The 14,094-nt window shown below is 67.6% G+C and carries 13 protein-coding genes; 11 read left to right on the top strand and 2 right to left on the bottom strand.

The features are described from left to right. Positions 1-326: 326 nt before the first annotated feature. The gene (locus N7367_RS14960) at positions 327-2,390 is read right to left on the bottom strand and encodes a 3-hydroxyacyl-CoA dehydrogenase NAD-binding domain-containing protein (protein WP_279942693.1); all 2,064 of its coding nucleotides are present in this window, start codon (positions 2,388-2,390) and stop codon (positions 327-329) included. A gap of 235 nt (positions 2,391-2,625) precedes the next feature. On the opposite strand from N7367_RS14960, the gene rpoE reads away from it, so the two are divergent. The 9 genes from rpoE (at position 2,626) to recO (ending at position 11,269) form a co-directional block, all read left to right on the top strand. Then, on the top strand, positions 2,626-3,246 hold the full coding sequence (rpoE, locus tag N7367_RS14965) for an RNA polymerase sigma factor RpoE (protein WP_065174837.1): 621 nt from the start codon (positions 2,626-2,628) through the stop codon (positions 3,244-3,246). Continuing rightward, positions 3,243-4,130, top strand: a complete 888-nt coding sequence (locus tag N7367_RS14970) for a sigma-E factor negative regulatory protein (protein WP_053520401.1) — start codon at positions 3,243-3,245, stop codon at positions 4,128-4,130. The genes rpoE and N7367_RS14970 overlap by 4 nt, the downstream gene beginning before the upstream one ends. Before the next feature lie 74 nt (positions 4,131-4,204). Beyond that, a complete protein-coding gene (locus N7367_RS14975) occupies positions 4,205-5,731 on the top strand; it encodes a DegQ family serine endoprotease (protein WP_279942694.1) in 1,527 nt (508 codons plus the stop codon). A gap of 173 nt (positions 5,732-5,904) precedes the next feature. After that, complete coding sequence (gene lepA, locus N7367_RS14980) at positions 5,905-7,698, top strand: translation elongation factor 4 (RefSeq protein ID WP_065174904.1); 1,794 nt, start codon at positions 5,905-5,907, stop codon at positions 7,696-7,698. Positions 7,699-7,752: 54 nt separating this feature from the next. Beyond that, complete coding sequence (gene lepB, locus N7367_RS14985; RefSeq protein ID WP_053520237.1) at positions 7,753-8,547, top strand: signal peptidase I; 795 nt, start codon at positions 7,753-7,755, stop codon at positions 8,545-8,547. 37 nt (positions 8,548-8,584) lie between these two features. Then, complete coding sequence (locus tag N7367_RS14990) at positions 8,585-8,968, top strand: DUF4845 domain-containing protein (RefSeq protein ID WP_053520236.1); 384 nt, start codon at positions 8,585-8,587, stop codon at positions 8,966-8,968. Then, positions 8,958-9,638 (top strand): ribonuclease III, encoded by a 681-nt coding sequence (gene rnc, locus N7367_RS14995; protein ID WP_053520235.1) that lies wholly within the window; start codon positions 8,958-8,960, stop codon positions 9,636-9,638. Before N7367_RS14990 ends, rnc begins: the two co-directional genes overlap by 11 nt. Further along, positions 9,635-10,531 carry a GTPase Era gene (gene era / locus N7367_RS15000; protein WP_053520234.1) on the top strand — a complete coding sequence of 299 codons (897 nt, stop codon included), beginning with the start codon at positions 9,635-9,637 and terminating at the stop codon, positions 10,529-10,531. The genes rnc and era overlap by 4 nt, the downstream gene beginning before the upstream one ends. Positions 10,532-10,549: 18 nt before the next feature. Continuing rightward, positions 10,550-11,269, top strand: a complete 720-nt coding sequence (gene recO, locus N7367_RS15005) for a DNA repair protein RecO (protein ID WP_053520233.1) — start codon at positions 10,550-10,552, stop codon at positions 11,267-11,269. Between the two features lie 100 nt (positions 11,270-11,369). On the opposite strand, the gene N7367_RS15010 is transcribed toward recO, so the two are convergent. After that, positions 11,370-12,098, bottom strand: a complete 729-nt coding sequence (locus N7367_RS15010) for a response regulator (protein ID WP_053520232.1) — start codon at positions 12,096-12,098, stop codon at positions 11,370-11,372. Positions 12,099-12,227: 129 nt separating this feature from the next. Between N7367_RS15010 and rlmD the strand changes: the two genes are divergently transcribed. Together rlmD and N7367_RS15020 are read left to right on the top strand one after the other, a co-directional pair. Beyond that, entirely contained in the window at positions 12,228-13,562 is a 1,335-nt protein-coding gene (rlmD, locus tag N7367_RS15015; RefSeq protein WP_065181808.1) for a 23S rRNA (uracil(1939)-C(5))-methyltransferase RlmD, read from the top strand. A gap of 33 nt (positions 13,563-13,595) precedes the next feature. Further along, complete coding sequence (locus N7367_RS15020; RefSeq protein WP_053520230.1) at positions 13,596-14,081, top strand: CYTH domain-containing protein; 486 nt, start codon at positions 13,596-13,598, stop codon at positions 14,079-14,081. Positions 14,082-14,094 lie beyond the last annotated feature (13 nt).

The following is a 14,094-nucleotide window of genomic DNA, read 5'->3' on the forward strand; positions in this document are numbered from 1 at the left end:
AAAAAGAAAATCAACATCAAACGCCGGTCGCTTCGCTCCTGGTGGCGACCAAGGTCGACACCCACCAGTTCGCAGTGATCCACACCGGAATCGAGATTCACCGACCGTCACCGGGAAACTGTCGGGGGTGGGGCGGTGTCGGGTTGCGGGGTGTCCGCGGCATGGATGCCGCGGCCAAGCCCCCAAGGACGGGTTTACGGCGTCCCCGCAACCCGACACCGCCCCGCCCGACAAACAGAAAAGCCAGAGCCGCTTTGGCTCTGGCTTCTGCTGTGGAACTTGACGTTGCCTCTGCGGGTGCCGGGCCGCAGGCCCGGCCGATCACATCACACCACCGGTTCGCGCAGGGCAGGGTTGTCCCAGCCCGGGCGCGGGGCAAAGCGGTCACCGTGACGCTGCTGCAGCGCCTTCAGGCGCTCGACGATCGCATCGGCACCCACCGCGCGGATGTGCTGGATCGGACCCCCGCGGAACGGCGCGAATCCGGTGCCGAAAATCACGCCCGCATCCAGCAGGTCCGCATCGGCCACCACGCCTTCGTGCAGGCAGGCCACGGCCTCGTTGAGCAGCGGCAGGATCAGGCGATCTTCCAGGTCCGCAGGGGCCTGGTAGTCGCTGGCGACATCCGGCTTCTTCGGCTTGCCGTTCTCCCAGGTGTAGATGCCCTGGCCATCCTTCTTGCCGCGCTTGTCGGCTTCCACCGTCTGCAGTGCCGCCGGAATCTGCAGGCCGAGGAACGGCGCCAGCTCGCGGCCCACGCCGGCGGCGACATCCAGGCCGACCGTGTCGATCAACTCGATGGGGCCCATCGGCATGCCGAACTTCACCGCTGCCTTGTCGATCACCGGGCCCGGGATACCTTCGGCATAGGCGGTGGCCGCCTCCAGCATGTACGGGAACAGCACGCGGTTGACCAGGAAGCCCGGGCTGCCCGCCACCGGTACCGGGAACTTGCCCAGCGCCTTGCAGAACGCTGCCAGACGGCGCTCGGTCTCCGGCGCCATGCCGTCGTGATGGATGATTTCCACCAGCGGCATCTGTGCCACCGGATTGAAGTAGTGCAGGCCGGCGAACTGCGCCGGGCGCTGGATGTGGTCGCGCAGTTCCACCAGCGGAATCGACGAGGTATTGGTGGTCAGCAGCGCATCGGCCTTCATGCCCGGCTCCAGCGTCTGGTACAGCGCGCGCTTGGCCTCCGGGTTCTCGATGATCGCCTCGATCACCAGATCAGCGGCGGCCACGCCTTTGCCCTCCAGATCCGCCCGCAGCCGCGCCGCCACCGCCGGACGCTTGCTCTCGTCCTTCACCTTCCTGGCGAACAGTGCCTGCGCGCGTTCCATCGCCGGATCGATGAAGCGCTGCTCGCGATCCTGCAGGGTGACCTCGAAGCCCTTGTAGGCCGCCCACGCGGCGATGTCACCGCCCATTACGCCGGCGCCGACCACGTGCACGTGGCGGATGCCGGAATCGCCGCTGCCCAGACCCTTCAGGCGCTCGGTCAGGAAGAAGATGCGGATCAGATTGCGCGCGGTCGGCGTGCTGGCCAGTTTGACCACCGCGCGGCGTTCGGCATCCAGGCGGGCCTGCACCGGCTTGCCGGCGCTGCGCTGCCAGGTGCTGATCAGTGCATACGGCGCCGGGTACTGGTCCTTCTTCGCCTTGCGCGCGACCTGCTTGATCATCTGCGGCGCCAGCACCTTGCGCGCCAGCCAGGTGTTGCTGGCCCATGCCAGTGCACGCTGCTTGAACGGCCGCGTGGTGCCGGCCAGCGCCAGTGCGACGGCGGTGTCGAGCACCACCGCCGGTGCCACCACCTTGTCGACCAGGCCGATGCCACGCGCGGCCGAGGCCGAGAGGGTGCGGCCGGTCAGCATCATGTCCATCGCCGCCGGGGCGCCGACCAGCTGCGGCAGGCGCGCGCTGCCACCCCAGCCGGGGAAGATGCCCAACTGGGTTTCCGGCAGCCCGATGCGGGTGCTGCTGTCGTTGGAGGCCACGCGGTAACGGCAGGCCAGGGCCAGCTCGGTGCCGCCACCCAGGCAGTGGCCATGGATGGCTGCAACGGTCGGGCAGGGCAGCTCTGCCAGCTTCTGGTAGGTGGATTGGCCGCGACGGATGGCATCGTTGACGGTGCCGCGCCGGTCGAACTCCTGGAATTCCTTGAGATCGGCGCCGGCGATGAAGCCGGCCTTCTTCAGGGACTGGATCACCACGCCCTTCGGCGGATCCAGCGCGATGCGTTCGAGCAGATCGCCCAGCTCCAGCAGCACGTCCTGCGACATCGCGTTGACACTGCTGTCCTGACGATCCAGGGACAGGACCACCACGCCGTCGTCGCGGATCTCGGGGTGCCAGTGGCTGAAGCGGAGACCATCGAAGCCTGAGAGCATGGACGTTCCATCCGGTTGTGTATGGAGAAGCGGCTATGATCCAGAGGTTGTTTCCCCCGCGTCAAATCCCTATAGCAGGGGAGTGGCGGTTCCGGATCCATGGCCGTGGAACAGAACGCTAACGGAACAGTGGTTAAAAGCTGGTGCGGCGCCGGGTGATCGGCGACTGAACTTTTCCCGGGATTGGCAGTCTCATTGCCCGACGTCGGTTGGGCTGACAGGAGTGCGGCCCCCCATGGCCGAGGTTGAAACACCACAGGAGCTGGATCTGGAACTGGTCCGGCGCGTGCAGCGCGGCGAGAGCGCGGCTTTCGATGTACTGGTGCGCAAGTATCAGCATCGGGTCGTGGCCCTGGTCGGTCGCTACATCGCCGACTGGAGTGAATGTCAGGACGTCGCCCAGGACACTTTCATACGCGCCTACCGCGCGATCGGAAGCTTCCGCGGCGATGCCCAGTTCTCAACCTGGTTGCATCGGATCGCCGTGAACACCGCCAAAAACTACCTGGCTTCACACAATCGACGCCCGCCGACCGATGACATCGACATCGGCGATGCCGAACAGTTCGACAGCGGCACGCGCCTGCGCGACACCGACACGCCCGAACGCGAGTTGATGCGCCAGGAGCTGGAACAGACAGTGATGAAGGCCGTCAACGCGCTGCCGGAAGAACTCCGGTCGGCGATCACCCTGCGCGAGGTGGAAGGCCTGAGCTACGAGGAAATCGCGCAGAAGATGGGGTGCCCGATCGGCACCGTGCGTTCACGGATCTTCCGGGCGCGCGAGGCGATCGACACCGAACTCCGGCCGCTGCTGGACATCGGCAGCGCCACCCGCGAGAAGAGCCGCGTATGACCAGTCATCCATTCAACGAATCGCAGAATCATCAATCGCCGGCCGGGCTGCGCCTTGACCAGCGCCATCGGGAACAGCTGTCGGCCCTGGTCGATGGCGAGCTGGGGGCCGACGAGGCCCGCTTCCTGCTGCGCCGCATGGAGCATGACCCGGAACTGGCCGGCTGCCAGGAGCGCTGGCAGCTGCTGGGCGACGTGATGCGCGGGCAGGCGTCGGTGCTTGCGCCCGCCGGCTTCAGCGCCGCGGTTGCCTCTGCCATTGCCGCCGAACCCACGCCCCGGTCCGGGCCTCAGGACCGGCAGGTGCGCCGCAGTGGCTGGCGTACCTGGGGAGGCGGTGCCGCATTGGCTGCCTCGGTCGCTGCGGTGGCCCTGCTGATCGGCGGCGAGAAGCTGAAGGAGACCCCTCCCGGAGAGCCGCTGGCACCCCAGGTGGTCGCCAGCCAGGCCGAGCTGCCGCCGGCACCGGTATCGCCCGCGACGGTGACCGAAGCCTCGGTCGATCCGGCGGTGGTGGCGGTGGCCAGTGTTCCGGCGGCCGCATTGGCCGCCAGCCGTCGCCAGGACGCACGCCGCGCCAGCGCCAGTGCCACCCGCGGCCAGCAGGCTGCGCGGGTGGCACAGCGTGACGACGGGGCGCAGCGGGCTGTGGCCGCCGCCCAGGCGCCCTTGGTGCCGACCGTGCCGGCCGGTGCCAGCCGCAACCTGCCGTTCGGCGAGGTGGCCGGCCTGCAGGCCCGGCCGTGGCCGCGCTCCAGCCTGGCTCCGGCCGCGGGGGGGGCGCTCAACGCCAGCTTCCCGGCGCATGCTGACAGCGCCACGTTCTACCCCTTCGAGCCGCGCCTGCAGGACGACCTGCCGCCGCCGCCCCGCCCGCGCGACTGAGCCGGGTGCCGCCACGCCCCGCCGATCGCGGGGCCCTTCTTCTCCCTTCCATCCGATCCGGAGGTTGCCGTCCGATGACTCCCCGATTCCGCACGCAGGCCATCGGCCTGCTGGCCCTGACCCTGCCGCTGGTGGCCTGTGCCCAGGCGCCGTCCCCGGCTGCCCAGACCGCGCCGGCCGCTGCCGCGCCGCGCGCCCCTGCGCAGCCGCTGGTCACCGGCCTGCCCGATTTCACCAACCTCGTCGAGCAGGTCGGCCCGGGCGTGGTCAACGTCGACACCACCATCGTCCGCAGCAACCGCCAGGCGCGTGGGCCGATGGGGGACGACGACATGCCGGAGTTCTTCCGTCGCTTCTTCGGCCCGGACTTCCCGATGCCGGGGCAGGGGCCGGGCGGCCCCGACGGCGGTCCCAGCATCAAGGGCCGCGGCATGGGGTCGGGCTTCATCATTTCGCCCGACGGCTACGTGCTGACCAACTACCACGTGGTAGCCGATGCCAGCGAGGTGAAGGTCAAGCTGGGCGATCGCCGTGAGTTCACCGCCAAGGTGGTGGGCAGCGACCAGCAGTACGACGTCGCCCTGCTGAAGATCGAAGGCAGGAACCTGCCGACGGTCCGTGTCGGCGATTCCAACAGCCTGAAGCCGGGCCAGTGGGTTGTCGCGATCGGCTCGCCGTTCGGCCTCGACCACTCGGTCACCGCCGGCGTGGTCAGCGCCCTCGGCCGCAGCACCGGCGGCCCGGACCAGCGCTACGTGCCGTTCATCCAGACCGACGTGGCGATCAACCAGGGCAACTCCGGCGGTCCGCTGCTGAACACCCGGGGCGAAGTGGTCGGCATCAACTCGCAGATCTTCTCTGCGTCCGGTGGCTACATGGGCATCAGCTTCGCGATTCCGATCGACCTGGCGATGAGCGCGGTCGAACAGATCAAGAAGACCGGCCGGGTCACCCGCGGCCAGCTGGGCGCGGTGGTGCAGGAGATCGACGGCCTGAAGGCGCAGGCCATGGGCCTGCCGGACAGCCGGGGTGCGCTGGTCAACCAGATCGTGCCGGATTCGGCGGCCGCCCGCGCCGGTGTGAAGGTGGGGGATGTGATCCGCACCGTGAACGGCGCACCGGTCAACAGCTGGTCCGATCTGCCGCCGCTGATCGGCGCCATGGCCCCGGGCAGCCGGGTCACTCTGGGCGTGATCCGTGACGGCAAGCCGCGCGACCTGAGCGCCACCCTGACCGCGCTGGCCGAGGATGACCAGGCCAGCGCCCGCAGCCCCGCCACCGCCAGGGCCGATGCCGCTCCGCAGAGTGGTGCCAATGCCCTGCTGGGCCTGGACGTCAGCGATCTGACCGCGCCGCAGCGCAAGCAGCTGGGCCTGGAATCGGGCGAGGGCGTGCGCATCACCGGCGTCAAGGGGCAGGGCGCCCGGGATGCCGGCCTGTCCCCGGGCATGGTGATCCTGCAGGTGGCCAGCACCCAGGTGAGCGGCGTGGAGTCGCTGAACCGCGCGCTGTCCAGCTACAAGAAGGGCGATGTGGTGATGCTGCTGGTCCGCACCGGCAACGGCAACAGCGCCTTCGTGGCGGTCAAGGCCGGCGAGTAAGGACCGGGGCTGCTCCGGCAGCCGCTGCCCCCCGAAGCCCCGCTCAGGCGGGGCTTCGGTCGTTCCGGCCCTGGCCCGGCGAGGCGCCTTTCGCGGGCGGGCCCCGGGCGTGCGATAATCCACCGTTACCCTGACGACGCCGCGCGCCGCCGCCACCTATGTCATCTGATTCGATGCGGAACATCCGCAACTTCTCCATCATCGCCCACGTCGACCACGGCAAGTCCACGCTGGCCGACCGCATCATCCAGCTTTGTGGTGGCCTGCAGGCCCGCGAGATGGAAGCGCAGGTACTCGACTCCAACCCGATCGAGCGCGAGCGTGGCATCACCATCAAGGCGCAGTCGGTATCGCTGCCGTACCTGGCCAAGGACGGGCAGACCTATCATCTGAACTTCATCGACACCCCGGGCCACGTCGATTTCTCGTATGAAGTCAGCCGCTCGCTGGCTGCCTGTGAAGGTGCGCTGCTGGTGGTCGATGCTGCCCAGGGCGTGGAAGCGCAGTCGGTGGCGAACTGCTACACCGCGGTGGAGCAGGGTCTGGAAGTGGTGCCGGTGATCAACAAGATCGACCTGCCTACGGCCGACATCGAGCGCGCCAAGGCCGAGATCGAGGCCGTGATCGGCATCGACGCCAGCGACGCCGTGCCGGTCAGCGCCAAGACCGGCCTGAACGTGCAGGACGTGCTGGAGGCCATCGTCCATCGCATTCCGCCGCCGCAGCCACGCGATACCGACAAGCTGCAGGCGCTGATCATCGACTCCTGGTTCGACAACTACCTCGGCGTGGTCTCGCTGGTGCGCGTCATGCAGGGCGAGATCAAGGCCGGCGACAAGCTGCAGGTGATGTCCACCGGCCGCAACCACCAGGTCGACAACGTCGGCGTGTTCACCCCCAAGCGCAAGGTGTTGCCGGCGCTGCGCGCGGGTGAGGTGGGTTGGGTCACGGCCAGCATCAAGGACGTGCATGGTGCGCCGGTGGGCGACACCCTGACCCTGGCCGGTGATCCGGCACCGAAGCCGCTGCCGGGCTTCCAGGAAATGCAGCCGCGCGTGTTCGCCGGCCTGTTCCCGGTCGACGCCGAGGACTATCCGGACCTGCGCGAGGCGCTGGACAAGCTGCGCCTGAACGATGCCGCGCTGCGCTTCGAGCCGGAAAGCTCGGAGGCGATGGGCTTCGGTTTCCGCTGCGGCTTCCTCGGCATGCTGCACATGGAGATCGTGCAGGAACGGCTGGAGCGCGAATACAACCTGGACCTGATCAGCACCGCGCCGACGGTGGTGTACGAGGTCCTGAAGACCGATGGCTCGATCATCAACATGGACAACCCGGCCAAGCTGCCGGCGGTGAACCAGGTCCAGGAGATCCGCGAGCCGATCATCCGTGCCAACGTACTCACCCCCGAGGAGTACATCGGCAATATCATCAAGCTGTGCGAGGAAAAGCGCGGCAGCCAGATCGGCATCAACTACCTGGGCAGCCAGGTGCAGATCAGCTACGAGCTGCCGATGGCCGAAGTGGTGCTGGACTTCTTCGACAAGCTGAAGTCGGTCAGCCGCGGCTACGCGTCGCTGGACTATCACTTCGTGCGCTTCGATGCCGGCCCGTTCGTGCGCGTGGACGTGCTGATCAATGGCGACAAGGTCGATGCGCTGTCGCTGATCGTCCACCGCAGCCATGCCGACCGCCGCGGCCGCGAGCTGTGCGAGAAGATGAAGGACCTGATCCCGCGGCAGATGTTCGACGTGGCGATCCAGGCGGCTGTCGGCTCGCAGATCATCGCCCGTACCACGGTCAAGGCCATGCGCAAGAACGTGCTGGCCAAGTGCTATGGTGGCGACGTTTCGCGCAAGAAGAAGCTTCTGGAAAAGCAGAAGGAAGGCAAGAAGCGCATGAAGCAGGTCGGCCGCGTGGAAATCCCGCAGGAAGCGTTCCTGGCCGTGCTGCAGATGGACAACAAGTAAGCGCGCACCGGCCCTCCGGGGCCGGTCGTCCGGTGACGTTGCAAAGGACCCTGAATGAAACTGTTTGAGATCCTCCTGGTCGTGCTGACCCTGGCCTCGGGCCTGATCCTGCTTGCGGACAAGCTGTACTTCGCCAGGCGCCGCGCCCAGCGTGCAGGCCTGCTCGACACCGAGCCGGTGCTGGTGGATTACTCGCGTGCATTCTTCCCGGTGCTGGCGATCGTGCTGGTCGTGCGCAGCTTCATCGCCGAGCCGTACAAGATCCCGTCCAGCTCGATGATGCCGAACCTGCTGATCGGTGATTTCATCCTGGTCAACAAGTTCGCCTATGGCCTGCGCCTGCCGATCACCAATACCCGCTTCGTGCCGGTGGGTGATCCCGCGCGCGGCGATGTGGTGGTGTTCCACTTCCCGGGCCACGGCGACAACGACCCGGCCAAGGGCGAGAACTTCATCAAGCGCGTGATCGGCGTGCCGGGTGACACCGTGGTGTTCGAGGGCGACAGCCTGGTGCTGAACGGCGAGCCGGTGAAGTACGACAACAAGGGCATCTACGCCGGCCACAAGGGCCAGGGCGAGGGCGCCAACCTGCTGGTCGAGCATCTCCCGGGCCGCACCCATACCGTGCTGGAGACCGACTATCCGCGTGGCCAGGGCCAGTGGACGGTGCCGGCCGGCAAGTACCTGGTGATGGGCGACAACCGTGACAACAGCGATGATGGACGCTTCTGGGGGCTGCTGCCGGAAGAGAACCTGCGGGGCAAGGCATTCCTGATCTGGCTGAACTGCCAGGGCTGGTTCTGCAAGGACGGTTTCGAGCCGTCGCGGATCGGCTCGGGCATCAACTGAGTATTTTTACATCCAACGCGTATCTGGGGAGAACGCAATGAAGACGATGAACACGCAGCGCGGCATCACCCTGACCTCGTTCCTGGTGGTCCTGGTCGTGGTTGGCTTCTTCATCTACATCGGCATGAAGCTGTTCCCGATGTACCAGGAGTATTACGCGGTACGCTCGGCGATGAAGAGCCTGGCCAGCCAGCCGGGCGTGGCCAGCATGGAGCCGGCGCGGATCCAGGATCTGTTCTTCAAGCGGCTGTACATCAACTACTCGGACAACGTGAAGCCGGGCAACGTCAAGTTCGATCGCCGCGACAATGGCTGGACCCTCAAGGTCAACTACGAAGTGCGTCGCCCGTTGATCGGCAACCTCGATGTGGTTGGCAAATTCGATTCTTCCCAGGACCTGACCCGAAGCGGTGCCCAGTAAATTCATCCAACGTGGCGACCTGATCGGCCATGCCTTCCGCGACCCGGCGCTGCTCAAGCAGGCGCTGACCCATCGCAGTGCCGGCGTGCCGCATAACGAGCGCCTGGAATTCCTCGGCGACAGCATCGTCAACATGATGGTCGCCGAGGCGCTGTACCAGCGCTGGCCCAAGGCCGACGAGGGCGCACTGACCCGCGCCCGCGCCGAGCTGGTGCGTGAAGGGGCGCTGGCAGTGATCGCCCGTACCCTGCAGCTGGGCGAACGGCTGATCCTGGGCGCGGGCGAGATGAAGTCGGGCGGGCACCGCCGCGACTCGATCCTGGCCGATGCACTGGAGGCGGTGGTGGCCGCGATCTACCTGGACGCCGGTTTTGACGCGTGCCGGGAGACGGTGCTGCCCTGGTTCACGGCCTCGATGGAGGCGCTGCCGGCCACCGGCCGCCCCGAGAAGGACCCCAAGACCCGCCTGCAGGAATGGCTGCAGGCCCGGCAGAAGGCGTTGCCCCAGTACGAACTGGTGTCAGAATCCGGTGACGACCACGCCAAACATTTCCGGGTACGCTGCAACGTGGCCGACCCGGCCGCCAGCACCGAGGGCGAAGGCGCCTCGCGGCGGCTTGCCGAACAACAGGCGGCTGCAGCCGTCCTAGAACAACTGGATTCCAAGTGAGCGAACAAACTTCCCATCATTGCGGCAGCGTGGCCGTCATCGGCCGCCCGAACGTCGGCAAGTCGACCCTGACCAATGCCCTGGTCGGGGCCAAGGTCAGCATCGTCTCCAACCGGCCGCAGACCACCCGCCACCGCCTGCTCGGCATCGCCACCTATCCGGAAGGCCAGCTGGTGCTGGTCGATACCCCGGGCCTGCACAAGGTGCAGAAGCGGGCGATGAACCGGGTGATGAACCGCGCCGCGCGCGGCTCGCTGGAAGGCGTGGATGCAGGCCTGCTGGTGATCGAGGCCGGGCGCTGGGATGACGAAGACAGCCTGGCCTTCAACGTGCTGCGCGATGCCGGCATCCCGGTGGTGCTGGTGGTCAACAAGATCGATCGCCTGAAGGACAAGGGCGCGCTGCTGCCGTTCCTGCAGGAGGTGACTGCCGGCCGTGATTTCGCCGCCGTGCATCCGATCTCGGCGCAGAAGCGCAACGGCCTGGACGCCCTGGTGCGTGACGTGCTGGAGCTGCTGCCGGAAGCCCCGCCGATGTTCGGCGAGGACGAGATCACCGACCGCAGCCAGCGTTTCCTTGCCGGTGAACTGGTACGCGAGCAGCTGATGCGCCAGCTTGGCGAGGAGCTGCCCTATGCCACCACCGTGGAGATCGAGCGCTTCACCGAGGATGGCAATCTTCTGCGCATCGGCGCGGTGATCTGGGTCGAGCGGGAAGGCCAGAAGGCCATCGTGATCGGCAAGGGGGGCGCGCGCCTGAAGGAGATCGGGGCCAAGTCGCGCCTGCAGATGGAGCGTCTGTTCGGTGCCAAGGTGTTCCTGGAAACCTGGGTGCGCGTACGTGAAGGCTGGTCCGACGACGAGGCCGCGCTGAAGGCCTTCGGTTACGAGTAAGCCACGGCGATCGCTTCGGTGATCATCGAGGACGACACGGGGTTCGTGCTGCATGCACGGGCCTATCGCGAAACCAGCCTGCTGGTGGAGGTGCTGAGCGCGGAGCATGGCCGGATCGGCCTGCTTGCGCGCGGCGTGTCCACGGCCAAGGGCCAGGTGTTGCGCGCGGCCTTGCAGCCGCTGCAGTGGATCCGCTTCAGCGCACAGCAGCGCGGCGAACTGGCGCAGCTGCGTGCCGCCGAAGCGCTGGACGCGGCGCCGCGGCTGGTCGGCCAGGCCATGCTGGCCGGCTTCTACCTGAGTGAACTGACGCTGCGGCTGGCGCCACGCCAGGATCCGTTGCCGGAGGTGTACCTGGCGTACGGCGAGGCACGCGCGCGGCTGGCAGTGGGCGCCGGACTGGCCTGGACGCTGCGCCGCTTCGAGCGCGAGCTGCTTGCCGCACTGGGGCTCGGTTTCGATCTGGAAAGCGCCAGCGATGGTCAGCCGATCGATCCAGCGGCGCGTTATGCGCTGGATCCGCAGGAAGGGCCGCAACGACTGCTCAGCGAGCGCGGTGGAGAGCGCAGTGCGGCGGCCACCGGTTCGGCGCTGTTGGCGCTGGCGGCCGACGAGGAGCCGGGGCCTGCCGATCTGGCGAGCCTGCGGCTGCCCATGCGGCGGGTGCTGGCGCACCACCTGGGGCCGCGGGGGCTGAAGTCCTGGGAGCTGCTGGAGCAGTTGGCCCCCCGGCGGTAGGCGGGCGGGGGGGCAGATCCGTCTTCCGCAGGGAAAGGGATCTGACCCCGGATTGATTTCGATATCCGACGGGGCAGGGCGCATCCGTGCCGGGCAACCCTCAGTGCAGCAGTGCCGCTACCGCGGCGCGGAAGCCCGCTTGTGCCAGGTCCGACTCCGGCATGTGGTGCAGCTGGCGCACCGCGCGGCCCAGCCGTGCGGCACCGACGAAGCCGCAGCTTGCCTGCAGCCGGTGCAGCTGGCTGCGAAGCTGGCGTTCGTCATGCTGGTCCACGGCCTGCTCCACCGCATCGCGGACGCCCGGCAGTTCCGCGAGGAACAGCTCGCGCAGGGCGATCAGGTGGTTGCGCTGGCCATTGAGAGCGGCCAGAGCGGCGGTCTCGTCCCAGTCCTGCCCGTTCAGCTCGATCGCAGCGGGGGCCGGAGCGACGGCGATGCCGGCCGGCGAGTTGACCAGGGCGCGGCGGACCGCCTTCAGCAACTGGTCGCGGCCGAGCGGTTTGACCAGGGTGTCGCTGAAACCGGCCTCACGCAGGCGCGCATGGATGGACGTGTCGCCGTCGGCGGTATGCGCCAGGGCAGGCGTGTCCGGATGCGAACGGCGCAGTTCGCGCAGCAGCTGCGCGCCATTGCCGTCGGGCAGGTTGACGTCGATCAGCCACAGGTCGTGAGCCCCGGGCTCGGCGCTTGCCAGGGCACTGGCAAGGGAGTCCGCGGTATCGACGTCCGCCGGCAGGGTTTCCAACGCCGCCTTGAAAAACCCGCGGCTGATGATGTCGTCCTCGACAAGCAGGAAGCGGGGCCGACCGGCCCTCGGGGTCATCTGCATCAGGGGCTGCCTCCATGTCAGCTGGTTGACATCATCAAGCACGGCGGCGGCTGGCGCAAGCGGCGGCAGGCCCCGCCGGTCAGGATCTGCGACAATACGCGCCCATTTTCGCCCGCAGCCTGTTGCCACGTGGCCCGATCCCGCTCCCGCATCGACCGTACCCCGTTCCAGACCGAGATCCTCGACCTCAGCCATGATGGTCGCGGCGTCGCCCGCCGTGAAGGCGAAGGTGGCAAGGTCACCTTCATCAGCGGCGCTCTGCCGGGCGAGGTGGTCATGGCTGAACAGACCGCCCGCAGCCGCCATTTCGACGAAGCACGCACCGTGGAAGTGCTGCAGGCCTCGCCACAGCGGGTGACGCCGAAGTGCCCGCATTTCGGCACCTGCGCCGGCTGCGTGCTGCAGCACCTGGATGAAGACCAGCAGATCGTTGCCAAGCAGCGCGTGCTGATGGACAACCTGGAACGCATCGGTCACGTGAAGCCGGGCCGCGTGCTGCCACCGCTGGTCGGCGACAGCTGGGGTTACCGCCGCAAGGGGCGCTTCTCGGTGCGCCGCGTCGAGAAGAAGGACAAGACCCTGGTCGGCTTCCGTGAACAGGACCCGCGCTTCGTCGCCGATCTCAGCCAGTGCCTGACCGTGATCCCCGAAGTGGGCACCAAGGTGCAGGCGCTGTCGACCTTCATCGAGTCGCTCGACGGCAAGCGCGACATCCCGCAGATCGAGTTCATCGGCGGTGACCAGGCCATCGCGCTGACCGTGCGTCATCTGCAGCCGCTCAGTGATGCCGACCGCGCCGCATGGGCCAGCTTCGGCCAGCAGCACGGATTTGCCATCTACCTGCAACCCGGTGGCGTGGACACCGTCCATCCGCTGGACGGGCAGGGCGTGCCGCTGTCGTTCCGGCTGGCGCCGTGGGATGTCGAACTGGCATTCCGGCCACTGGATTTCATCCAGGTCAATGCCAAGCTCAACGAGAAGATGATCGCTCACACCCTGGATCTGCTGGAGCCGGGTGAGGACGAGCGCGTGCTGGACCTGTTCTGCGGGCTGGGCAACTTCACCCTGCCGCTGGCGCGCCGCGTGCGCGAGGTGGTGGGCGTGGAAGGCGACGCGGGCCTCGTTGCCCGCGCACGTGAGAACGCCGAGCGCAACGGGCTGGGCAACGCCCAGTTCTACAGCGCCGACCTGACCCAGGACCAGCGCGCCACGCCGTGGATGCGCCAGGGCTTCGACAAGCTGTTGCTGGACCCGCCGCGCTCGGGCGCGATCGAGGTGCTGCAGCAGCTGCCGTTGAAGCAGTTCAAGCGCATCGTGTACGTCAGCTGCCATCCGGGATCGCTGGCCCGGGACGCGGGTTACCTGGTGAACGAGCAGGGCTTCAGCCTGGTCAGTGCCGGCGCCATGGACATGTTCCCGCACACCGCGCACGTGGAAAGCATCGCGGTGTTCGAAAAGCGCTGACCCGCTGTCATGCCCATCGCGCATAATGGCGCGATGGGCATCGAGATCGAACGCAAATTCCTCGTCAGCAGCGACGGCTGGCGTGCGGCCGCACACCGGGTGATTCCGATGGCGCAGGGCTACATCAACGATCTGGGCGCGCTCGACAGCGGTCGCCAGAACGCGTCCGTGCGGGTGCGCATCGAAGGTGAGCACGCCGCGCTGAACCTGAAGTCGCGCACGATCGGCCATACCCGCCAGGAGTTTGATTACCCGATTCCGGTGGAGGATGCGCGCGCGCTGCTGGCGCTGTGCGTGGGGGGCCTGATCGACAAGCGTCGCCACCTGGTCGAGCATGCCGGCCTGACCTGGGAAGTGGATGAGTTCCTGGGTGACAACGCCGGCCTGGTGGTGGCCGAAGTCGAGCTGGAAAGCGCCGGGCAGGCCATCGTCCTGCCGGACTGGGCCGGCGCGGAGGTCACCGACGACCCGCGCTACTACAACGTCGCACTGGCCAGTCATCCCTATTCACGCTGGTGAAAGGGGCGTTCCC

This window comes from Stenotrophomonas sp. GD04145, from assembly GCF_029835135.1.
In the GTDB taxonomy this organism is placed as follows: Bacteria; Pseudomonadota; Gammaproteobacteria; order Xanthomonadales; family Xanthomonadaceae; genus Stenotrophomonas; species Stenotrophomonas maltophilia_P.

What these genes read in the sequence shown, in the direction of transcription:
- rpoE (WP_065174837.1), top strand. Translation starts at nt 2,626, where the DNA reads ATGGCCGAGGTTGAAACACCACAGGAGCTGGATCTGGAACTGGTCCGG.
- lepA (WP_065174904.1), top strand. Translation starts at nt 5,905, where the DNA reads ATGCGGAACATCCGCAACTTCTCCATCATCGCCCACGTCGACCACGGC.
- N7367_RS14960 (WP_279942693.1), bottom strand. Translation starts at nt 2,390, where the DNA reads ATGCTCTCAGGCTTCGATGGTCTCCGCTTCAGCCACTGGCACCCCGAG.
- N7367_RS15010 (WP_053520232.1), bottom strand. Translation starts at nt 12,098, where the DNA reads ATGCAGATGACCCCGAGGGCCGGTCGGCCCCGCTTCCTGCTTGTCGAG.
- N7367_RS15020 (WP_053520230.1), top strand. Translation starts at nt 13,596, where the DNA reads ATGGGCATCGAGATCGAACGCAAATTCCTCGTCAGCAGCGACGGCTGG.
- N7367_RS14990 (WP_053520236.1), top strand. Translation starts at nt 8,585, where the DNA reads ATGAAGACGATGAACACGCAGCGCGGCATCACCCTGACCTCGTTCCTG.
- N7367_RS14975 (WP_279942694.1), top strand. Translation starts at nt 4,205, where the DNA reads ATGACTCCCCGATTCCGCACGCAGGCCATCGGCCTGCTGGCCCTGACC.
- N7367_RS14970 (WP_053520401.1), top strand. Translation starts at nt 3,243, where the DNA reads ATGACCAGTCATCCATTCAACGAATCGCAGAATCATCAATCGCCGGCC.
- lepB (WP_053520237.1), top strand. Translation starts at nt 7,753, where the DNA reads ATGAAACTGTTTGAGATCCTCCTGGTCGTGCTGACCCTGGCCTCGGGC.